Source organism: Ochrobactrum soli (genome assembly GCF_003664555.1).
Taxonomy (GTDB): Bacteria; Pseudomonadota; Alphaproteobacteria; order Rhizobiales; family Rhizobiaceae; genus Brucella; species Brucella teleogrylli.
In genome coordinates this window covers 478,482-498,499 of record NZ_RCHH01000001.1, presented here as the reverse complement: position 1 = coordinate 498,499, position 20,018 = coordinate 478,482, and the positions used below count along the sequence as shown (strand labels likewise).

The window sequence follows — 20,018 nt, the reverse complement described above, 5'->3', positions numbered from 1 at the left end:
TATAAAAAAGCCTTTGTGCTTTCAGGTATCATGTTTTAGCACAACGCCGTGGTGGCGGCATGAAAACCTGTCCGGTGGGCCTAAACCGCCGGATCAATACATCGCCCGCTCGCAAAGCGTATCGTTGTATTGTCCGTTTAACTCGTCTCCTCCCCGAAGGAGACTACTGGAGAATACTGATGGACGCGCGCATCCTCAAAGAAGATGACGAATCCGGCCTGCCTTCGAAGAAGCAGGCAAATGTAACCCCGTTGCACGGCACGCCAACGCAGGCCGACGCGGAAGCGGCAGTCCGCACGCTTTTGCTGTGGGCTGGCGATAATCCGGACCGCGAAGGCCTTCTGGAAACGCCAAAGCGTGTTGCCAAAGCCTATAAGGAGCTTTTTTCCGGTTATGCGGAAAGCCCCGAAGAAGTGCTTGGCACCGTGTTCGAAGAAGTCGCCGGTTATAACGATATGGTGCTGGTGAAGGACATTTCCTTCTTCTCGCATTGCGAACACCATATGGTTCCGATCATCGGCAAGGCGCATGTCGCCTATCTGCCCGACCACAAGGTTGTCGGCCTGTCGAAGATCGCCCGCGTGGTCGATATTTTCGCGCATCGCCTGCAGACGCAGGAAAGCATCACCGCCCAGATCGCCGACAGCATTCAGACCATTCTGAAGCCACGCGGCGTTGCCGTGATGATCGAGGCCGAGCATATGTGCATGGCCATGCGCGGTATCCGCAAGCAGGGTTCGACCACCATCACCACCACCTTCACCGGAGAGATGAAGACCAAGGTGGATGAACAGGTGCGCTTCATGACCCTCTCGCGCAGCAAATAATGCACTGTCCCGAAAGGTTTCGGCTTTTCGGGCATGCATGACCGACGTTGTTCAAATATTTCGAGGCACGTGGTAAAAAGCCCGTGCCTCTTATCCGTTTCAGGCGAGACAATGACGACCTTCCCTGCCCAGCCTTCCGATAAAAAGACGATAGAAGAAGGTGCGGTATTCATGCCGCGCTTCGACGCTTCCGGCCTCATCACGGCTGTCGTCACCGATGAACGGGACGGCGTGCTTTTGATGGTGGCTCATATGAATGCGGAAGCGCTGCGCCTGACGCTGGAAACGGGCATCGCGCATTACTGGTCACGCTCGCGCAACACACTTTGGAAAAAGGGTGAAACGTCCGGTAATCTGCAAAGCGTCATCGAATTGCGCACCGATTGCGATCAGGACGCCTTGTGGCTGAAGGTTCGGGTCGCTGGTGACGGTCCTACTTGCCACACCGGACGCCGGTCCTGCTTCTACCGGCAGGTGGTTACCGAGAACGGTGAAACGATGCTGGAAATGGAAGCCGACGGCGCTTGCGATCACGATCATTGATCGTTTTCAATTCGATGTGATGACGCGAATAGGTCTCGCGTCATCAATTTGCAGCATTTATTCTTTGGATACCAAGTTTCGCTAGTCTGAACGAAACGATGAGGTGTCCGTGGTGATGCTTAACTGGGGGGTAAGGCGCAGGACTGTCAGTGTAGACGTCGAAGCACCTGCTCAGGAAGTCATTGAGAAGCCTGAAATCAAGCGTGAGCCGCGCAAGATTGCGCTGGCGCTTGGCGGCGGTGCTGCACGCGGCTGGTCGCATATCGGTGTGCTGCGCGCGCTGGACGAGGCCAATATCAAAATCGAAATGATTGCCGGCACATCCATCGGCGCGCTTGTCGGGGGCTGTTATCTGGCGGGCAAGCTGGACGAGCTGGAAGAATTCGCCCGCAGCCTGACCCGACGCCGCATGTTCAATCTCCTCGACATTACCTTTCGCGGCAGCGGTCTTTTCGGCGGCATGAAGCTCGATGGACGCCTTCGTGAACATCTCGATGGCCTGCGGATAGAAGAGCTTACACGGCCCTTTGTGGCGGTCTGCACGGAGTTGCGTACCGGCCATGAGATATGGCTGTCGTCGGGGCCGCTTGTGGATGCCATGCGGGCTTCCTATGCCCTGCCCGGCGTGTTTGAACCCGTGCGCTGGGACGAGCGCGTGCTTGTCGACGGTGCGCTTGTCAATCCTGTGCCGGTTTCCGTTTGCCGCGCCTATGAGCAGCGGCTCGTTCTGGCGGTCAACCTTCATTACGATCAGTATGGCCGCGCAGCGGTCATCAAACACGCGCAGATGCGTCAGGAGAGTCTGCCCGGCGCGATCCATGGTGAAAAGGAAGCGCGTCTGGGAATCACCGGCGTGATGATGGACGCCTTCAACATCATTCAGGACCGCATTTCCCGTGCGCGTATGGCGGGCGATCCACCAGACCTTTCGCTGATGCCTGTGGTTGGCCAGATTGGCCTTGCAGATTTTCACCGCGCTTCCGAGGCGATTGATGCCGGATATGTCGAAACGATCAAGCGTCTGGAGGATATCCGGCGTCTTCAGGGCATAGCGGGCTGATTTTTCAGTTTTTCACGAATCTTCTGGAGCGAGGATTCGCGATTCTTCGGACTTGCTGATCGTGTCAGCTGTTTTTGCGCTCCCAAGACGGGTTCTGTGAAGTTTTTCTGAAAAAATATCATCCGAGGGAAGCCTTTGAAAAAGCCCGCAAAATAAGGGTTCCCGGTATTGGTGATGGTGAACGCGACGCGGTTTTTCACATTCTTTTCGAAAAAGATTGGCTGATGATGCAGATGGGGCTTGTGCACCCCAAGGTGATTTGCTAAATGCCCACTCGCCGGAGCAATTCGGCTTCTACCACGGGCGGTCGTGGCGGAATTGGTAGACGCGCAGCGTTGAGGTCGCTGTGGGGCAACCCGTGGAAGTTCGAGTCTTCTCGACCGCACCATTCTCTTTATAGAGAGTTGAAATCGTTAGATTTTAAGCAAACGCCCTTTCGGGCGTTTTTGTTTTTCCGGCTTCACAAAGTGCTTCTCCAGCGCAAAGAAAACCCCGCCGGAGCGGGGTTGATCACTTCATTTCCGATCCAGTTCAGACCGGACTATTTCGCTATGCTCCCCAAGATTGGGTGAGCGATGGTCGGTTTTCAATTCTGCATCGGAGAAGCGGATCGGCGTACGCAATCCGGGCACGCCCTGCGGATCGATCTTCATCCCGCGTGCGATGAATTGCGGATCGGCGAAGACATCGGCGACCGAATTGATCGGCCCTGCCGGAACGCCGATCTTTTCCAGACGCGCCAGAAGGTCGTCGCGCTTCCATTGCCGCGTGCGTTCTTCCAGCCGTTCTGTCAGCGCCGTCCGGTTCGCAACGCGAGCAGCATTGGTGGCAAAGCGCTCGTCGCTCGCAAGTTCTGCAAGGTCCAAGAGACCGACCAGCCGGCCAAACTGGCCGTCATTGCCACAAGCGATGATGAAATAGCCATCGGAAACCGGCAGTGTCTGATATGGCGCGATATTGGGATGTGCGTTGCCCATGCGCTTCGGGGATACGCCGGAAGCCAGATAGTTCATGGCCTGATTGGCGAGGACTGCTGACATGCAGTCGAACAGCGCCATATCGATGTGCTGCCCCTTGCCCGTGCGCTGGCGCATGATCAGCGCCGACTGGATGGCAATCACGCTATAAAGGCCGGTGAAAATGTCCGCAAAGGCCACGCCGATCTTCTGCGGCTCGCGATCCGGCTCGCCGGTCAGGTCCATGATTCCGCCCATGCCCTGGATCATGAAGTCATAGCCTGCCCGTTCGGCATAAGGGCCATCATGTCCGAATCCGGTGATGGAGCAGTAGATAAGGCGCGGATTGACGGCCTTGAGGCTCTCATAATCAAGGCCGTATTTATCGAGGCCGCCGAGCTTGAAATTCTCGATGACAATATCCGCATCAGCCACAAGGCGGCGCACCAGATCCTGCCCTTCTTCCGAGCGGAAATCCGCTGTAATCGAGCGTTTGCCGCGATTACAGGCATGGAAATAGGCAGCCGACTTCTCGCCTTCGACTTCAATGAAGGGAGGCCCCCATTTGCGCGTATCGTCGCCTTCCGGGCTTTCGACCTTGATAACGTCCGCTCCCAGATCGGAAAGCGTCTGACCGACCCACGGGCCCGCCAGTATACGGGCCAGTTCAACCACCTTCAAACCGTCAAGCGGTGTGTTCTGCATTTCGGATACCTCGAAAAAGTAGAAAAGCCCGCCCGCGAGAAGCGAGCGGGCCTTGGGAGGATAGTGCGGGCGTTTACGATCAGAAGAAAGCCTGAATGCCGGTCTGCGCGCGTCCGAGGATCAGCGCGTGAACGTCATGCGTGCCTTCATAGGTATTCACGGTTTCGAGGTTTTGCGCGTGGCGCATGACGTGGTACTCGATCTGGATACCGTTGCCGCCATGCATGTCGCGTGCCTGACGGGCGATATCGAGTGCCTTACCGCAATTGTTGCGCTTGACGATGGAGATCATTTCCGGCGCCATTTTGCCTTCGTCGAACAGACGACCGACGCGCAGCGATGCCTGAAGGCCGAGCGTGATTTCGGTCTGCATGTCGGCGAGCTTCTTCTGGTAAAGCTGCGTACCAGCCAGCGGCTTGTCGAACTGCTTGCGATCGAGGCCGTATTGACGCGCGCGGAACCAGCAATCTTCGGCGGCGCCCAGAACGCCCCACGAAATGCCGTAGCGCGCACGGTTGAGGCAGCCGAACGGACCCTTGAGGCCCGATACGTTTGGCAACAGGGCGTCTTCCGAGACTTCCACACCGTCCATGACGATTTCGCCGGTGATCGAAGCGCGCAGCGAAAGCTTGCCACCGATCTTCGGGGCGGAAAGCCCCTTCATGCCCTTTTCGAGCACGAAGCCGCGAATGGCATTGTCATGGGCTGCCGACTTCGCCCACACCACGAACACGTCCGCGATTGGCGAATTCGAAATCCACATCTTTGAGCCGGTCAGGCGATAGCCGCCGTCGATCTTTTCAGCGCGGGTCTTCATGCCTGCAGGGTCGGAACCGGCATCCGGTTCGGTCAGACCGAAGCAGCCGATCAACTCGCCGGAGACGAGACCCGGCAGATATTTCTTGCGCTGTTCGTCAGAGCCATAGGCGTAGATCGGATACATGACGAGCGAGGACTGTACGCTCATCATCGAACGATAACCGGAATCAACGCGCTCGACTTCGCGCGCTACGAGGCCATAGGCAACATAACCGGCATTGGCCGCGCCATATTCTTCCGGCAGCGTCACGCCGAGAAGGCCAGACTGGCCCATGAGGCGGAACAGTTCCGGGTCGGTGGTTTCGTCGAGATAGGCCTTTTCCACACGCGGCAGCAAAACGTCGCTCGCGAATGCCTTCGCGGAGTCGCGGATCATGCGCTCGTCTTCGGTCAGCTGTTCGTCGAGCAGAAAGGGATCTTCCCAGTTAAAGGCCGTACGCGACATTAGAAATTCTCCTCATTTCAGAATTGACCGGACTATGAACCGCAGGGTGTCAGGCTGCAAACGATGTTTACTCATCGATCTATTCCATTTAGTAATAGATCATGACGACACTCTCGCGACGGCTCCTTCCCTCCACCAGTGCGCTTGCGGCGTTTGACGCTGTTGCGCGGCTTGCAAGCTTTTCTGCGGCTGCAGAAGAACTCGCGCTGACACAAGGCGCGGTCAGCCGTCAGATCGCGACGCTCGAAGAACAGCTTGGCACAGCACTTTTCGACCGCACCAGCCGCCACGTCGTGCTGTCGGATGCGGGACGCGCTTATTTTAATGCCGTTGCGCCTGCCCTTTCGGTTATTCGGGCCGCTTCGCTTCAGGTCATGTCGCAGATGCGTGGCAAGACATTGAACCTCGCTTTTCTGCCCACATTCGGCACGCGCTGGCTCATTCCGCGTATTCCGCGCTTTGTGGCACAATTTCCGGATATTATTCTGAATTTCGCGACCCGTATCGGCCAGTTCGACTTTGACCGTGAAGGTCTGGACGCGGCCATTCACATCGGCCAGCCGGATTGGCCGAATGCCGATTGCGTGTTTTTGATGGATGAAACGGTTGCGCCGGTTTGCAGCCCGGCTTTTTTGAAGGAGAACCCGGTGTCAGCGCCCACCGATCTTCTTCGGCTGCCCTTGTTCAACATGGCTTCGCGACCTGGAGCGTGGGATCACTGGTTCCGCAGCCTTGATATCACCGTGCCAGCGCCGGGCGGCATGCGGTTTGAACAGTTTTCCAATGTGTCGCAGGCTTGCATCGCGGGGCTCGGCGTTGCCCTCATGCCGCTTTTTCTGATCCGCTCGGAAATCGACAGCGGGCAGCTTGTGGTGGCCTACCCGCACACGGTCAAAAGCCCCAGCAGCTATTATTTCGTCACACCGAAGGCGCGCGCAAACACGCCTGCAGTCAATGCGTTTCGCGATTGGCTTCTGGGTGAAGTCAATCGCGAATTCGATCCTCACGCAATCGAGTTGCTGACAATCTCATAGGAGCGCAGGCGCTTCTTGTGATCGTGGATCATGCCGGTGATCATCAACTCATCAGCGCCGGTGCTTTCGGCAAAGGCCTGAATGCCCTTTGCCACCGTTTCAGGCCCGCCGACCACGCGGCAGGACAGCATCTGGCGAACAAGCGCTTGCGCTGGCGGGTCGAGTTGCTCCATATAGCCTTCTACCGGGGCGGGAAGCTTACCCGGACGACCGCTTCGCAAGTTCACGAAAGCCTGCAATTGCGAGGTGAAGAGATAATGCGCCTCTTCGTCTGTATCGGCGGCGATGACATTGAGGCCGAGCATGACGTAAGGCTTCTGCATATATTCCGATGGCTCGAAACGCTCGCGATAAAGCGCGATGGCGCGTTCCATCTCCGCTGGTGCAAAATGCGATGCAAAAGCGTATGGCAGGCCCAGCATGGCCGCAAGCTGCGCGCCGAACAGGCTTGAACCTAGAATCCAGACCGGAACCTCAAGCCCCTCGCCCGGAACGGCGCGGACGCGCTGGGCGGGTTCCGCCGGTTTGAAATAATTGAGCAGTTCAACCACGTCCTGCGGGAATGCGCTGGCATCGCCATCGAGATTGCGCCGCAAAGCGTGCGCCGTGATCTGGTCGGTTCCGGGCGCACGGCCAAGTCCGAGATCGATGCGGCCAGGAAAGAGCGACGCCAGCGTGCCGAACTGCTCGGCAATCACCAGCGGCGAATGGTTCGGCAGCATGATGCCACCCGCGCCGACGCGAATCGTCGAAGTGCCATTCGCGACATAGCCGATCACGACCGATGTGGCGGCACTGGCAATGCCGGGCATATTGTGATGCTCGGCCAGCCAATAGCGATGAAAGCCAAGTTTCTCCGCGTGCTGTGCAAGCTCAAGCGTGTTGCGCAGAGACTGTCCGGCATCGCTGTTATCGGGAACGGGCGAAAGATCGAGTACGGATAAAGGTATCATGCTGGCTCATATGGGCTTGAATACTGCAGTTACAACTGCCGCAAAGAAATAGGGCACCCTAGAAATAGGGCGCCCTATACTTAATTCAAAGCAACTAAGAGTGATCGAGCAATCTTAATGTAGTTGTGCCGGGGCTGAATCATGCCCCTCTTCCGGCGAAGCCACATACTCGCCTTCCACATCCTTCTTCGCGATGAAGGTGTAGAACATTGGCACCACGAACAGCGTAAACATCGTACCGATCACGATACCGGTGAAAATCACCAGACCCATCGAATAACGGGCTGCGGCACCGGCGCCGGTTGCAATGATCAGCGGAACGACGCCAAGCGCCATGGCCGCGGTGGTCATCAGGATCGGGCGCAGACGGGTTTCAGCGGCGGCGACGATTGCATCGCGACGCGAAAGCCCGTGCAGGCGGCGCTGCTGATTGGCGAATTCCACCATCAGAATGCCGTGTTTGGTTATCAGCCCGACAAGGGTGATGAGACCAACCTGCGTGTAGATGTTCAGCGTGCCGAGACCGATATTGAGCGGCACGATAGCGCCGAAGATCGAAAGCGGCACCGACATCATGATGATGAACGGATCGCGGAAGCTTTCGAACTGCGCAGCCAGAACCAGATAGATCACGATAACGGCGAGGCCGAAGGCGATCAGAATGGTGTTGCCCTGCTCCACTTCCAGACGCGACTGACCGGAATAATCCAGGAAGAAGCCTTCCGGCATCTTCGCCTTGGTCAGATCCACAAGCGTTTGCAGGCCCTGGCCCGTGGTGACGCCCGGCAGAGGCAGCGCCGAAATCGTCGCCGAATTGAGCTGGTTGAACTGCTCGATTGCGGCAGGCGATGCGTTCTGCGTGATCGTGATGACTGATGATAGCGGGATCATTGAACCCGAAACGCTGCGGACATAAAATTCACCAAGCTTTTCGGGGTTCGAACGATAGGCATCAGGCACCTGCGTGATGATGTCATAGCTGTTCGAATCGCGGTCGAACTTGGCAATCGACGCACCACCAGTCAGTAGGCCGAGCGTTGCACCGATATCACTGACCTGCACGCCAAGCGTTGCCGCGCGGTCACGGTCGATGGTGATCGTCGTTTCCGGCGCGTTGAAGGACAGCGAGTTCTGCACGATGATGAACTGTCCCGAAGCTTGCGCTTCGTTCTTGATCTCTTCGGCCAGTTCGAAAACCGTGTCCGCCGGGCCCGTAGACTGCAACGCAATCGAGATCGGCAAACCGCCTCCTGTGCCCGGAAGCGATGGTGGAGCGAAGACGAAAGCCTGCACGCCGGCAACTTTGGTCAGACGGTTGGTGAGGTCTTCCTGAATTTGCTTCTGCGAACGAGTACGGTCGTTCCAGTCGCTTAGCACCCAGAGTGCGATTCCAGAGGTGGTGCCGCCATCCATGCCGACGATCTGGAAGCGGGTCTTCTGCTCAGGCAGATCCTTCGTCAGCGCATCGATCTGTTCGGCGTAGAGGTTCGTATAGGCCGAAGTCGCATATTGCGGCGCCTGGAACATCGAGAACAGCGCGCCCGAATCTTCTTCAGGAGCCAGTTCGCTCGATGTGTTCATGAACAGAAAGCCTGTCAGGCCCATCAGCGCTACGACGATCATCAGCGTAATGCCGCGATAGTTCAGCGAGTTGGAGACCCGGCGATGATACCATTTCTCGACACGCGAGAAGGTGCGGTCGATGAACTTCTGAAACCGCGTTTCGCTGCCATGCTTGAGCATGCGCGAGCACATCATCGGAGAGATGGTCAAGGCCGCCACACCGGAGATGATAACGGCACCCGCCAGCGTGAAGGCGAATTCGCGGAACAGCGCGCCGGTCAGACCGCCGGTGAAACCGAGCGGAGCAAACACGGCCGCCAGCGTGATCGTCATGGCGATGATCGAGCCGGTGATTTCCTTCATACCTTTGAAGGCGGCATCCATAGGACGCAGGCCCTCTTCGATGTGGCGGTGAATATTCTCCAGAACGACGATGGCATCATCGACCACGAGGCCGATAGCCAGAACCATGGCCAGCAGCGAGAGAAGATTGATCGAGAAACCAAGCGCGAACAGGAAGAAGCACACACCGATCAGCGAGATCGGAATGGTCACAATCGGAATCAGAACCGAACGGAACGAACCAAGGAAGACGATGATGACCAGAATAACAATGGCCACAGCTTCGCCGATGGTCGTGAACACTTCCTTGATCGACGAACTGATCTGTTCGGTCGCGTCATAGACCAGAACCAGAGACATGCCTTCCGGCAGCGAGTTCTGGATCGAGGGCAGTTCCTTGTTGACGGCAGCCGCCATGTCGATCGGGTTTGCCGCTGGTGTCGGATAAACGCCAAGGAACGTACCAGCCGAGCCGTTGAACGACACGATGGTGTCCGTGCTTTGGGCGGCCAGTTCCACCTTCGCCACATCGCGCAGGCGCACGACTTCATCACCCGAAGTCTTGATCGGCATTGCGCCGAAGGCTTCCGGTGTTTGCAGCGTGGATTTGAGCGTGATCGCCGACGCGACATATTCGTTTTTGGTCGTGCCGGGGGCCGACAGGAAGTTCGACGCATTGATTGCGGCCAGCACTTCCGGTGCTGTGATCTGACGCGCCGCCAGCTGGATCGGATCAAGCCAGACGCGCATCGAGTAGACCTGACCACCGAGGATTTCAGCCTTGGCGACGCCCTGAATGGTAGACATGCGCGGCTGGATGACGCGTTCCAGATATTCGGTGATCTGTTCGCTGGTCATGTTCGGGTTCTGCGCAGCCAGATACATGGTTGCGAAGCTCTGGCCCGTCCCCTTGACGATGATCGGATCATCGGATTCGTCCGGCAGATCGCCGCGAACCTGATTGACCTTGGCGATAACTTCCGTCAGCGCGGCATCCGGATTGGCGCCAAGCTTCATCTGCACCGTCACCGTGCTCGACGATGGGCGGCTGGACGAGGTCACATAGTCAATGTTTTCGGTCGTCGCGACCGATTCAGCGATAGGCGCGGTGATGAAGCCCTGGATGAGTTCAGCGCTGGCACCGGCATAGTTGGTGGTGATGGTGATGACCGTTTCGTCAACCTTCGGATATTCGCGCACCGAAAGCTGCGCGATACCCTGAAGGCCGAGGAGAATGATCATGAGGGCGACCACTGTTGCAAGAACGGGTCGCCGAATGAAAATATCTGAAAAACTCATCGGTTCGCCTATTTCTTGTCAGCCGGATTGGCCGGGTTAACCGCGTTGTCGATGTTCACCGGAACGCCGGGCGAAAGTCTGTTCTGGCCAGCGGTGATGACGATGTCGCCTGCCTTGAGGCCGCTGGTGATTTCCACCACGCCATTGTAGCGACGGCCAAGCTTGACGAAGACCTGCTGCGCGACCAGCTTTTCGCCTTCTGCGGGCTTTGCATCGGCAGCAGGTGTCTTGGCCTCTTCGGCTGGCTTTGCTGCTTCCGCATTGGCCTTACCCTCTTCGGCCTTCTTTTCCGGGCGAACGGCATAGACATAATCGCCATAAAGGCTCGACACGATCGAAGTCTGCGCAATGGCGAACACATTGCTTTCTTCAGGCAGTTCAACGCGCACCTGCACGAACTGACCAGGCGTCAGCTTGTGATCCGGGTTCTTGACTTCGGCGCGCACAGAAACAAGGCGTGTGGTCGGGTCGATCTTCGGATCGATACCGACAATCGTGCCGGTGAAGTCGAGGTTTTCAGCCGTGGAGCCGACCTTGACGGTCTGGCCGAGCTTGATGGAGGCCAGCGACTGTTCCGGCACAGTGAAATCGATGCGCATCATGTTGGTGTCCTGCAAGGTGGCAATCACCGTGCCGGGCGTCAGATACTGACCGATATCGACCTTGGCGATACCGATAACGCCGGAAAACGGTGCCTTCACCGTCTTCTGCGCCAGCGTTGCGCGCATCTTTTCGACCGCTGCTTCAGCGGCGTTGGCGACCGATGCCGTCGTATCGACGTTAGAAACGGCACCGACGCCGCGTGTCCGCAGCGTATCGGCGCGCTTCAGATTCTGCTGGGCAAGAACGGCCTGCGCCTCGGCGGCGACAAGATCAGCCTTCTGGATGCTGTCTTCCAGCTGCAGCAGCACATCGCCCTGCTTCACGTCCTGATTGGAGGTGAAGTTAATCTTCTGCACGATACCGTCGAGCTGAACCGTCAGGTCAACGCCGTTCAGCGCATGAGCCGTACCGATGGCTTCAACACCCGGCTGCCATGTACCCGGCTCAACCGTGATGGTCGAAACCGTCTGGGCTGGCTGCTGCATAGTGGCGAAAAAGTCCTTGATGGCCTTCGATCTGAACAGATTGAAGCCGACAAGCCCCCCGACGACGATCACCAGGAACACGATTGCCAGAATTAGGCGCTTTATCATTGCGGTTGTACTCCGGGGTGGCGCCCTGAACGCTGTTAAGAAGCGTCGAGGGGGGACGTTGAGCGCATCCCTTGGCCATCACACAAAGGTCGCGCGTATTTTACTTGAATTAGCGGAGCGAATAACTGTACCGTCTGGACGGTATTGTCAACTCATGAACTGTCAGGAGACCCGGCGAAGTTGTTAGCTAAAAAGAAGGTCTCTTCGCGTGATCGTATTTTACGCGCGGCAGTTGAGCTAGCCCGGGAAGTGGGGCCGGCTCACATTTCACTTGACGCCGTTGCCGCCCGAGCCGGGCTGTCGAAAGGCGGATTGCTTTATTCTTTTCCGACCAAGGCAAAGCTGCTCGAGGGCGTTGTCGAAGAATATATGAAAGAACATGAGCGCGCGATGGAGGTTCAGGAAACGCTCCAGTCCGGCGATAAAAACCGCGTTGCGCGGGCTTTTCTCGATGTTTATCGTGTTCAGGCCGACGATGAACCGCCCGCTTGTGGCGTTCTTGCAGCACTTGCCGAAGATCCGGGTTTCATGGTGCCCGTTCGCCAGTATCACCGGACATTTCTCGACCGCATGATCAAAGACACGACCGACCCCGATACGGCGCTGATCGTCTATCTGGCCGTGGCCGGGCTTGAGTGTTCCAAATTGATGGAATGCGAGATTTTAAGCGATGAGGAACAGCGCGCCGTTCTCTGTCGTTTGGAAAACATGCTGACAGAAAACTGACAGTATTTAAGAAAAAAGGGCGCTGAGCGCCCTTTTATTTAACAGTCTGCGAATCACAGAGCCGGAATGTCTCCCCGCTCCCACCCCGCGGTGGTTTCAGAGGCAAAATCGTTGAATCGCCCTTCGGCAATCGCTGCGCGGATGCCTTTCATCAGATACTGGTAATAGGCCAGATTGTTCCAGGTCAGCAGCATGGCGCCCAGTGCCTCACCGGACTTCACCAGATGATGCAGATAGGCGCGGCTGTAGTCGCGCGACGCCGGGCAATCGGATTCCGGATCGAGCGGACGGTGATCGTCAGCATGGCGCGCATTGCGCAGATTGACCTTGCCGAAACGCGTGAAGGCCAGACCGTGACGCCCTGCGCGGGTTGGCATGACGCAGTCGAACATGTCGATGCCGCGCGCGACAGATTTCAAAATATCGTCCGGCGTGCCGACGCCCATCAGATAGCGCGGCTTTTCAGCGGGCAGGATCGGACAGACGACTTCCAGCATGTCCAGCATGACGTTCTGCGGTTCGCCGACAGCAAGGCCACCCACCGAATAGCCCTTGAGGTCCATGGCTTTCAGCGCTTCGGCTGAACGCTCGCGCAGACGGGCATTGTCGCCGCCCTGCACAATGCCGAACATGGCCTTGTCCGGCTGGTCGCCAAAGGCCACCTTGCAACGCTCGGCCCAGCGAAGCGACAGTTCCATCGCGCGCTCGGTGTTCTTTTCCGGCGATGGCAACGCCACGCATTCATCGAGCTGCATCTGGATATCACTATCCAGCAGGCCCTGAATTTCGATGGAACGCTCCGGCGTCATTTCATAGGCTTTGCCGTCGATATGCGAGCGGAAGGTCACGCCCTTCTCATCAAGCTTGCGCAATTGTGCCAGCGACATGACCTGAAAACCACCGGAATCGGTCAGGATCGGGCCTTTCCAGCCGCCGAATTCGTGCAATCCGCCAAGGCGGGCAACACGCTCTGCGCCGGGGCGCAGCATGAGATGATAGGTATTGCCGAGGATGATATCCGCGCCAAGGTCCTTCACCTGGTCCATATACATGGCCTTGACTGTTCCGGCTGTGCCGACCGGCATGAAGGCAGGCGTGCGCACCACGCCGCGTGGCATGGAAATTTCACCCTGACGGGCCGCGCCGTCGCGGGCGAGGACTTTGAATTCAAAATTTTCGCTGGTCATGGCCGTTGTCTATTATGTCAAGCGCGTTCAAGCAAGCTGCCGTCGCCGTAGGAATAAAAGCGATAGCCGGTTTCAATGGCGCGTTCATAGGCAGCGCGCATGGTGTCGAGGCCGCTGAAGGCGGAAACCAGCATGAACAGCGTCGAACGCGGTAAGTGGAAATTGGTCATCAGCATGTCGACTGCGCGGAATTTATAGCCGGGCGTGATGAAGATGTCGGTCGGGCCGGACCAAGGACGAATGAGACCATCCTCGCCCGCAGCACTTTCAATGAGCCGGAGCGACGTCGTGCCGACACAAACCACGCGGCCACCGCGCTCATGCACGGCGTTCAGCGCATCCGCAGTCTTCTGCGAGACATAGCCGATCTCGGAATGCATTTTGTGGTCGGTGGTGTCGTCGGCCTTGACGGGCAGGAAAGTCCCCGCCCCGACATGCAGCGTCACGAAATGCTCTTCAATGCCCTTGGCCTTGATCTTTTCCAGAAGGTCGGGCGTGAAATGGAGCCCGGCGGTCGGGGCTGCGACAGCGCCTTCCTCACGGGCATAAACGGTTTGATAATCGCTGCGGTCGCGGTCGTCTTCCGCGCGCTTCGAAGCGATATACGGTGGAAGCGGGATATGTCCGACAGCAGCGATTGCTTCATCCAGCATCGCGCTGGACAGATCGAACACGAGAAGCGCCTCGCCCGCCTCGCCTTTCTCGGCAACGGTTGCGTCGAGGGTGCCAAGAAAGCAGCTTGAACCGGAATGACCGAAGCGGATGCGGTCGCCTTCCTTAACGCGCTTGGCCGGGCGCAGAAACGCCGCCCAGCGATCTGGTCCCATCCGCATATGCAAGGTTGCGCTGACTTGGCTGATATTGCCGTCGCGTTCGCGCATACCTTCAAGTTGCGCCGGTATCACCTTGGTATCATTGAAAACAAGCGCATCGCCCGGCTGCAGCAGATCGGGCAGATCATAGACGTGACGATCCTCGAAGGGCTTGCCCGGAACAACACGCAAAAGCCTAGCATGGTCGCGCGGCTCCGCTGGGCGCAGGGCAATACGCTCTTCCGGTAGATCGAAATCGAAAAGATCAACACGCATGATAGACCTCGTACATAGCTGCGGCCCCGGTATGAACCGGAGCCGCAATTTTCATTGGAAATAGTCGATCAGGCGTCGGCTGCGATGCGGGCAGACACGATCTTGTCCGGGTCGGTGACCGGCTCGCCGCGCTTGATCTTGTCGACATTGTCCATGCCTTCAATGACCTGACCCCATACGGTGTACTGGCGGTCCAGCCAGGGAGCATCGGTAAAGCAGATGAAGAACTGCGAGTTGGCAGAATTCGGGTTCTGGCTGCGTGCCATCGAAGCCGTGCCGCGCTTGTGCTGGGTGTTGGAGAACTCAGCCTTCAGGTCCGGCTTGTCCGAACCGCCCATGCCAGCGCGCGAGCCGTTGAAATGTTCGCCGCCCGACTTGCCGAACTTCACGTCGCCGGTCTGCGCCATGAAGCCATCAATGACACGGTGGAACACGACGCCATCATAAGCGCCTTCACGCGCCAGTTCCTTGATGCGTTCGACATGGCCCGGAGCCAGGTCGGGATAGAGTTCGAGCACGACATTGCCCTTGGTGGTTTCCAGAACGAGCGTGTTTTCGGGGTCTTTGTAAGCCATTGGGCCTCTCCTGTTTCAATGCGTTCGATAAGACGCGTTGTATTGGATATTTATTTCTGAATGGTCGCCTTGACGATCTTGTCCGGGTTTTCGACGGACCCATTATCGGATTCGCTGCCCTTCTTTATCTTGTCCACGGCTTCCATGCCGCTGACAACTTTGCCGACAACCGTATACTGGCCATTCAGGAAAGCACCGTCGTCGAACATGATGAAGAACTGCGAATTGGCGGAATTCGGGCTCTGGCTGCGGGCCATGCCGACCGTGCCGCGCACGAAAGGTTCTTTCGAGAATTCAGCCTTGATATCAGGCAGTTTGGAGCCGCCGGTGCCCACACGCGACGCGTCGAAGCCCTTGTTCATATTGCCGAATTCGACATCTCCGGTCTGGGCCATGAAGCCCGGAATGACACGATGGAAGGCAACGCCGTCATAGGCGCCTTCACTTGCCAGCTTCTCGATCTGGGCCACATGCTTCGGCGCGAGGTCGGGACGCAGCTGGATTGCGACATCACCGTCCTTGAGCTTCAGAACGAGCGTGTCCGCCGCATTGGCGACGGAGGCCATCACGCCTTGAGACAGTGTAAAAATCGCGGCAGCGGCAAGCGCCGAACGGATAAATTTCATGATCGGAAAACTCCCAAACCTCAGGATTTGAATTTTGCTTCAAGGGCAGCGGCCACAACAGCCGGTACGAAAGGCCTGATATCGCCGCCCATGGACGCAATCTGGCGAACCAATGTGGCGGTAATCGTGCGCACGGCAGGATCGGCCGGCAGGAAAACGGTCTGCAATTCCGGCGCCATAGTGCCGTTCATGCCCGCCATCTGCATTTCGTAATCGAGATCGGTGCCGTCGCGCAGGCCGCGCACCATCAGCTGCGCCTTATGCTTGCGCGCCGAGTCGATCACCAATCCATCAAAGGAGATAACGGAAACGCGCGCTCCATCACCGCCAAGAACAGCTTTCGCGCTCTGGCCGATCAGTTCCACGCGTTCCTCAAAACTGAACAGCGGCTTCTTACCGGGATGCACGCCAATGGCGACAATAACCTCATCGGCAAGGCGCAAAGCACCTTTCAGGACATCCATATGGCCGTTTGTCACCGGGTCGAAGGAGCCCGCATAGATCGCGATTGTCATTTCTTCCAGCTAGCCTTTTCTGACAGGATTTTCAACAAGAACCAGAACGATAAGAAAATAGAAACCAAGAAACCAATTGAACGCGATGTGAACGATGATTTCACGGCAAGTTCACAACCGATTTACCAGAATAGGCGCAAGTTTGGTGCAACCTTTTCGTTTCTGAAGCGTATGTATGTCGAAAGGATATGACGATGATGATCTTTCTTCTGGCATTATCCATGATGGTCGCAATGGCCGCATCGGCAATCATATTGCTCCTTGAGGAGAACGAAGCCAAACGCCAACGCGTGCGTCAGGTGGCCTTCGACCTAAACAGCATGCGCAACATGCGCTCACGGTAATTCGTATCTTCCTGGCTTGAACACTCGCCTTTCGGCTTGAGATTGAGCATCCAGAAGAAGAACACATCACCGGCGGTATTCCCGAAACAAATCAACTATCTGTCGTAATGACGCAACCTGATTAGAAGATCGCCAATTCCTCCAGTCTTGGCATCTGAAAAAGGCCGATGGTTTTGCCATCGGCCTTTTTCATTGCGCTTACTCCAACCGGGGCATCAAGCTCGGCTAGTTTGCTTATTCTTCGCTGGCTGCGGGTGCTTCGCCTCCGGGCGCGGATTCGCCACCCTCAACGTCACCATTGCCGTTTTCCTCATCGCTATCCGTTTCGGAAATACGCTCGACGGAAACAACCTTTTCACCGTCAGCCGTGTTGAAGATCGTAACACCCTTGGTCGAACGGCCCGCGAGACGGATACCGTCGACAGGCACGCGGATCAGCTGGCCACCATCGGAGACGAGCAGGATCTGGTCACTTGCTTCGACCGGGAATAGCGAAACGAGCTTGCCGATTTCGTCGGTCTTCGACGTGTCGGTGGCACGGATGCCCTTGCCGCCACGGCCCGAAACACGGAACTCGTAAGACGATGAACGTTTGCCGTAGCCATATTCGCTGACCGTCAGCACGGTTTGTTCGCGCGCCTTCAGTTCCTGATACCGCTCTTCGGAAAGTTCGGCGTCGGTACCGACTTCTTCACCAACAACGACGATATCGTCGGCATCGTCCGCGCCTTGCGCCCGGCGTTCGGCAATCGAACGCTTGAGATAGGCGGAACGCTGCGAGGCATCGGCTTCGACATGGTGCAGGATCGCCATGGAGATGACCTTGTCGCCATCCGCCAGATTAATGCCGCGCACGCCGATCGAGTTGCGGCCTGCGAAGACGCGCACATCGGTAACCGGGAAGCGGATACACTGGCCGCCGGCGCAGGTCAGAAGCACGTCGTCGAATTCCGTACAGGTATCGACGGAGAGGATTTCATCCCCGTCATCCTCGAGCTTCATCGCGATCTTGCCGTTGCGGTTGACCTGAACGAAGTCCGACAGCTTGTTACGGCGAACCGTACCGCGCGTGGTCGAGAACATGACGTCCAGATTTGCCCAGGAATCTTCATCCTCCGGCAACGGCATGATGGTCGTGATGCGCTCGCCCTGCTGCAACGGCAGCATGTTGATGAGAGCCTTGCCGCGCGATTGCGGTGTGCCGACCGGCAGGCGCCAGACCTTTTCCTTGTAGACAATGCCACGCGAGGAGAAGAACAGAACCGGCGTATGCGTATTGGCGACAAACAGGCGGGTGACGAAATCTTCGTCCTTCGTCGCCATGCCGGAACGGCCCTTGCCACCGCGGCGCTGTGCGCGATAGGTCGTCAGCGGAACGCGCTTGATATAGCCCGCATGGCTGACGGTGACGACCATGTCTTCGCGAGCGATCAGGTCTTCGTCGTCCATTTCCGCGCCGCCGAAACCGATTTCGGTGCGGCGTGGCGTGCCGAACTCATCACGAACGGCAATCATCTCGTCCTTGACGATGGTCATGACGCGCAAACGCGACGAAAGGATATCCAGATAATCGCGGATTTCCTCGCCGATCTTGTTCAGTTCGTCCGCCACTTCGTCACGTCCGAGCGCGGTCAGGCGCTGCAGACGCAGTTCGAGAATGGCGCGGGCCTGTTCTTCGGAGAGGTTATAGGTGTTGTCGTCATTGATGCGGTGACGCGGATCGTCGATCAGGCGGATCAGCGGTGCAACGTCGGCGGCAGGCCAGCGGCGTTCCATCAACTGTTCACGCGCAGTCGTTGGATCAGGCGCACGGCGGATCAGTGCGATCACTTCATCGATATTGGCAACCGCAATCGCCAGACCCACCAACACATGCGCACGGTCACGTGCCTTGTTGAGCAGGAATTTCGTGCGGCGGGTGACGACTTCCTCGCGGAAGGCCACGAAGGCGCGCAGCATGTCGAGCAGCGTCAGCTGTTCAGGCTTGCCGCCATTCAGCGCCACCATGTTGCAGCCGAACGAGGTCTGCAACGGCGTGTAGCGATAGAGCTGGTTCAGCACGACATCGGCAACCGCGTCGCGCTTCAGCTCGACCACGACGCGATAGCCTTCACGGTCGGATTCGTCGCGCAGATCGGAAATGCCTTCGATGCGCTTGTCGCGCACCAGTTCGGCCATTTTCTCGATCATCGAGGCCTTATTCACCTGATACGGAATCTCGGTGATGATAATGGCTTCGCGGTCGCCGCGCATTGGCTCGATTGCCGCGCGTCCACGCATGATCACCGAACCGCGCCCGGTCGTGTAGGCGGAATTGATGCCCGCACGTCCAAGAATGATGCCTCCGGTCGGGAAATCGGGACCCGGAATGATCTCCATGATTTCTTCCAGCGGGATGGCTGGATTTTCAATCAACGCGATGCAGCCATCGATGACTTCGGCAAGGTTATGCGGCGGAATATTGGTCGCCATACCGACCGCAATACCGCCCGAACCGTTGACGAGGAGGTTCGGGAAACGCGCTGGCATAACCACCGGCTCCCGCTCGCGACCGTCGTAATTGTCCTGGAAATTGACCGTATCCTTGTCGATGTCCGACAGAAGGGCTTCGGTGAGTTTTTCCAGACGGCATTCGGTATAACGCATCGCCGCCGGGGGATCGCCGTCGATGGAACCGAAATTGCCCTGCCCGTCGACAAGGGGATCGCGCATGGAGAAATCCTGCGCCATACGCACGAGGGCATCGTAGATCGATGCATCGCCATGCGGGTGATATTTACCCATGACCTCACCGACCACACCCGCCGATTTACGGTAGGGGCGGTTATAGGCGAGATTCATCTCGTTCATGGCGTGAAGGATACGACGATGCACTGGCTTCAGGCCGTCGCGCACGTCGGGCAGAGCACGGCTCACGATAACGCTCATGGCGTAGTCGAGATATGAGCGCTGCATTTCCTCGATAATGGAAATCGGCTCAATACCGCTCGGGCCGCCATTCATATCGTCGGAACCGGGTGGAGGGGTTTGATCTGACACTATTCAGATATCTTTCTCAACAGAATCGATAAAGTCTCTTTATAAAGGAAAGCAGCGCAAAACGCCAATTTCGAGACCATTTCCGGCGGCTAAATCGTTTTTGTAAATCAATGACTTATAAGATATTCACATAAACATGGCGCAAGCTTGTTGCTCGATCCGGCACTTTGCATCGA

18 protein-coding genes and 1 tRNA gene are annotated in these 20,018 nt (G+C 57.4%); 7 read left to right on the top strand and 12 right to left on the bottom strand.

What is annotated here, in order from left to right:
- Positions 1–179: 179 nt before the first annotated feature.
- The 3 genes from folE (at position 180) to D8666_RS02385 (ending at position 2,430) form a co-directional block, all read left to right on the top strand.
- Positions 180–827, top strand: a complete 648-nt coding sequence (folE, locus tag D8666_RS02395) for a GTP cyclohydrolase I FolE (RefSeq protein WP_109369080.1) — start codon at positions 180–182, stop codon at positions 825–827.
- A gap of 111 nt (positions 828–938) precedes the next feature.
- Positions 939–1,370, top strand: a complete 432-nt coding sequence (hisI, locus tag D8666_RS02390; protein ID WP_121536200.1) for a phosphoribosyl-AMP cyclohydrolase — start codon at positions 939–941, stop codon at positions 1,368–1,370.
- A 112-nt stretch (positions 1,371–1,482) separates the two neighbouring features.
- Positions 1,483–2,430 (top strand): patatin-like phospholipase family protein, encoded by a 948-nt coding sequence (locus tag D8666_RS02385; RefSeq protein ID WP_371830782.1) that lies wholly within the window; start codon positions 1,483–1,485, stop codon positions 2,428–2,430.
- On the opposite strand, the gene D8666_RS24325 is transcribed toward D8666_RS02385, so the two are convergent.
- Complete coding sequence (locus tag D8666_RS24325; RefSeq protein WP_209445954.1) at positions 2,412–2,630, bottom strand: hypothetical protein; 219 nt, start codon at positions 2,628–2,630, stop codon at positions 2,412–2,414. The two genes, D8666_RS02385 and D8666_RS24325, sit on opposite strands and share 19 nt — an antisense overlap.
- Before the next feature lie 103 nt (positions 2,631–2,733).
- Here D8666_RS24325 and D8666_RS02375 point away from each other — a divergent pair.
- Positions 2,734–2,818 (top strand) — tRNA-Leu (locus D8666_RS02375).
- A gap of 127 nt (positions 2,819–2,945) precedes the next feature.
- Here the strand turns inward: D8666_RS02375 and D8666_RS02370 are convergent.
- Together D8666_RS02370 and D8666_RS02365 are read right to left on the bottom strand one after the other, a co-directional pair.
- Positions 2,946–4,091, bottom strand: a complete 1,146-nt coding sequence (locus D8666_RS02370; protein ID WP_121536194.1) for a CaiB/BaiF CoA transferase family protein — start codon at positions 4,089–4,091, stop codon at positions 2,946–2,948.
- 79 nt (positions 4,092–4,170) lie between these two features.
- Complete coding sequence (locus D8666_RS02365) at positions 4,171–5,355, bottom strand: acyl-CoA dehydrogenase (protein WP_078338624.1); 1,185 nt, start codon at positions 5,353–5,355, stop codon at positions 4,171–4,173.
- Between the two features lie 101 nt (positions 5,356–5,456).
- On the opposite strand from D8666_RS02365, the gene D8666_RS02360 reads away from it, so the two are divergent.
- Positions 5,457–6,389: a LysR family transcriptional regulator gene (locus D8666_RS02360; protein WP_121536192.1), complete on the top strand. Its 933-nt coding sequence runs from the start codon at positions 5,457–5,459 to the stop codon at positions 6,387–6,389.
- Here D8666_RS02360 and D8666_RS02355 read toward each other — a convergent pair.
- From D8666_RS02355 to D8666_RS02345, 3 genes are all read right to left on the bottom strand, one after another.
- Positions 6,359–7,342, bottom strand: a complete 984-nt coding sequence (locus D8666_RS02355; protein WP_121536190.1) for an LLM class flavin-dependent oxidoreductase — start codon at positions 7,340–7,342, stop codon at positions 6,359–6,361. The genes D8666_RS02360 and D8666_RS02355 overlap by 31 nt on opposite strands.
- A gap of 114 nt (positions 7,343–7,456) precedes the next feature.
- Positions 7,457–10,546, bottom strand: a complete 3,090-nt coding sequence (locus D8666_RS02350; RefSeq protein ID WP_121536188.1) for an efflux RND transporter permease subunit — start codon at positions 10,544–10,546, stop codon at positions 7,457–7,459.
- Positions 10,547–10,554: 8 nt separating this feature from the next.
- The gene (locus tag D8666_RS02345; RefSeq protein ID WP_109368980.1) at positions 10,555–11,742 is read right to left on the bottom strand and encodes an efflux RND transporter periplasmic adaptor subunit; all 1,188 of its coding nucleotides are present in this window, start codon (positions 11,740–11,742) and stop codon (positions 10,555–10,557) included.
- Between the two features lie 180 nt (positions 11,743–11,922).
- On the opposite strand from D8666_RS02345, the gene D8666_RS02340 reads away from it, so the two are divergent.
- The gene (locus D8666_RS02340) at positions 11,923–12,468 is read left to right on the top strand and encodes a TetR/AcrR family transcriptional regulator (protein ID WP_121536186.1); all 546 of its coding nucleotides are present in this window, start codon (positions 11,923–11,925) and stop codon (positions 12,466–12,468) included.
- A gap of 53 nt (positions 12,469–12,521) precedes the next feature.
- Here D8666_RS02340 and tgt read toward each other — a convergent pair whose 3' ends face one another.
- From tgt to coaD, 5 genes are all read right to left on the bottom strand, one after another.
- Complete coding sequence (gene tgt, locus D8666_RS02335; RefSeq protein WP_121536184.1) at positions 12,522–13,655, bottom strand: tRNA guanosine(34) transglycosylase Tgt; 1,134 nt, start codon at positions 13,653–13,655, stop codon at positions 12,522–12,524.
- Positions 13,656–13,672: 17 nt separating this feature from the next.
- The gene (gene queA / locus D8666_RS02330; protein WP_121536182.1) at positions 13,673–14,743 is read right to left on the bottom strand and encodes a tRNA preQ1(34) S-adenosylmethionine ribosyltransferase-isomerase QueA; all 1,071 of its coding nucleotides are present in this window, start codon (positions 14,741–14,743) and stop codon (positions 13,673–13,675) included.
- Between the two features lie 68 nt (positions 14,744–14,811).
- Entirely contained in the window at positions 14,812–15,318 is a 507-nt protein-coding gene (locus D8666_RS02325; RefSeq protein ID WP_109368976.1) for a peptidylprolyl isomerase, read from the bottom strand.
- Positions 15,319–15,368: 50 nt separating this feature from the next.
- Positions 15,369–15,944 carry a peptidylprolyl isomerase gene (locus D8666_RS02320; protein WP_121536180.1) on the bottom strand — a complete coding sequence of 192 codons (576 nt, stop codon included), beginning with the start codon at positions 15,942–15,944 and terminating at the stop codon, positions 15,369–15,371.
- A gap of 20 nt (positions 15,945–15,964) precedes the next feature.
- Positions 15,965–16,459 (bottom strand): pantetheine-phosphate adenylyltransferase, encoded by a 495-nt coding sequence (gene coaD, locus D8666_RS02315; protein WP_109368974.1) that lies wholly within the window; start codon positions 16,457–16,459, stop codon positions 15,965–15,967.
- Between the two features lie 194 nt (positions 16,460–16,653).
- Between coaD and D8666_RS24105 the strand changes: the two genes are divergently transcribed.
- Entirely contained in the window at positions 16,654–16,803 is a 150-nt protein-coding gene (locus tag D8666_RS24105; RefSeq protein ID WP_167836029.1) for a hypothetical protein, read from the top strand.
- Positions 16,804–17,037: 234 nt separating this feature from the next.
- Here the strand turns inward: D8666_RS24105 and gyrA are convergent, their stop codons facing one another.
- The gene (gene gyrA, locus D8666_RS02305) at positions 17,038–19,806 is read right to left on the bottom strand and encodes a DNA gyrase subunit A (protein ID WP_121536176.1); all 2,769 of its coding nucleotides are present in this window, start codon (positions 19,804–19,806) and stop codon (positions 17,038–17,040) included.
- Positions 19,807–20,018: the final 212 nt, after the last annotated feature.